The following is a 2,004-nucleotide window of genomic DNA, read 5'->3' on the forward strand; positions in this document are numbered from 1 at the left end:
GGGAAGCACCCGGATCACGCCGTCGATGCTGCCGCTGGTGGCGCTGGACCAGGACGCCATCGACCGCATCGTGGCGACTGTGCCGGGTGGCGCGCGCAACGTGCAGGACATCTACCCCCTGGCGCCCTTGCAGGAGGGCATTCTCTATCACCATATTGCGGCGGCCGCGGGCGATCCGTACGTATTGCAGGCCACGTTCAGCATCGCCGACCGCGAGCGCCTGGACGCATTTGCCCACGCACTGCAAGCGGTGATCGATCGCCATGACATCCTGCGCACCAGCGTGGTCTGGGAAGGCCTCGATGAGCCTGTGCAGGTGGTCTGGCGCAAGGCGCAGCTGGCCGTGGAGGAGGTGATGCTGGCTGCGGCGACGGGGGATATCGCCGGGCAGCTGCGCGAGCGTTTCGACGCTTTGCACTACCGTCTCGACATGCAACAGGCGCCGCTGATGCGCATCGCCTTTGCCCATGACCCCGCCAACCAGCGCTGGGTGGCGCTGCTGTTGTTCCATCACATGGCCCTCGATCACACGGCGCTTGAAAGGGTGCGCCACGAGATGCAGTTGCATCTGCTGGGTCAGGCCGATCGTCTGGGCGAGGCGGCGCCTTTCCGCAACTACGTGGCCCAGGCGCGCCTGGGAAGCAGTCGCGAGGAGCATGAGGCATTTTTCCGCCAGATGCTCGGTGACATCGAAGAGCCGACGCTGCCTTTTGGCGTGCAGGACGTGCGCGGCAACGGCAGCGATATCGAAGAGGCCGGGTTGCACCTCGGTGCCGACCTGAGCCGTCGTCTGCGGGCTCAGGCCCGGGCACTGGGTGTGAGCGCGGCGAGCCTGCATCACCTGGCCTGGGCGCGGGTGCTGAGCCAGGTGTCCGGCAAACCGGACGTGGTGTTCGGCACCGTGCTGATGGGGCGGATGCAGGGTGGTGACGGTGCCGAGCATGCGCTGGGCATGTTCATCAATACCTTACCGTTGCGGGTGGACGTCGCAGAGCAGGATGTGCGCGGCAGTATCAAGGCGGCCCATGCCCGGCTGACCGGCCTGCTGGGTCATGAACACGCGTCCCTGGCCCTGGCACAGCGTTGCAGTGGCGTGGTTGCGCCCATGCCGTTGTTCAGCGCCTTGCTCAACTACCGCCACAGCAATGCGGGGATGGACTCGAGCGATGCACTGGCGGCCTGGAACGGCATCGAAATCCTGAGCAACGAAGAGCGCACCAACTATCCACTGACCCTCTCGGTGGATGACCTGGGCGAAGGTTTCAGCCTGACCGCGCTGGCGGTGCCGCAGATCGGCGCGCAGCGGATCTGCGCCTATATGAACGTGGTGCTGGAGAACCTGGTGTCTGCCCTGGAGCAAGCACCGCAGACGCCGTTGAGCCGCATGTCGATCCTGCCGGCGAGCGAGCGTCGCCAACTGCTGCTGGAGTTCAACGCCACCACGCGTCGCTATCCACAGGACAGGACCGTCCACGGACTGTTCGAAGCCCTGGCGCAGGCCAATCCGCAAGCGTCGGCGGCGGTGCACGACTGCAACAGCCTGACGTATGCCGAACTCAACGCCAGGGCCAACCGCCTGGCTCGTCATCTGGCGGGCCAGGGCGTGCAGCCCGGGGACCGTGTGGCGATCCTGCTGGAGCGTTCACTGGAACTGTTGGTGAGTCAACTGGCGGTGCTCAAGTGCGCCGCCGTCTTCGTGCCACTGGATATCCATGCGCCGTTGGAACGCCAGCAGTTCATGATCGAAGACAGCGGGGCCAAGGTCCTGCTGACCCTCAGTTCCGCGAGTGTGGCCGAAGGCACTGCCCGGCTCGATCTGGATCGCCTGGAATTGGCTGACATCAGCGCCAACCTCGATCTGCCCCAGAGCGCCGAAGCGGTGGCCTACATCATGTACACCTCCGGTTCCACCGGCACTCCCAAGGGTGTGCTGGTGCCGCATCGGGCAATCAATCGACTGGTGATCAACAACGGCTATGCCGATTTCAATGCCCGGGACCGGGT

The 2,004-nt window shown here is 65.2% G+C and carries 1 protein-coding gene; it reads left to right on the forward strand.

Going from position 1 to position 2,004, the window contains the following annotated elements; translation table 11 throughout:
* The coding region (locus tag BLP99_RS26015; RefSeq protein WP_143008000.1) for a condensation domain-containing protein at nt 1-2,004 on the forward strand (2,004 nt) is incomplete at both ends.

Origin of the sequence: Pseudomonas sp. NFACC32-1, assembly GCF_900101215.1 — a bacterium.
Lineage (GTDB): Bacteria > Pseudomonadota > Gammaproteobacteria > Pseudomonadales > Pseudomonadaceae > Aquipseudomonas.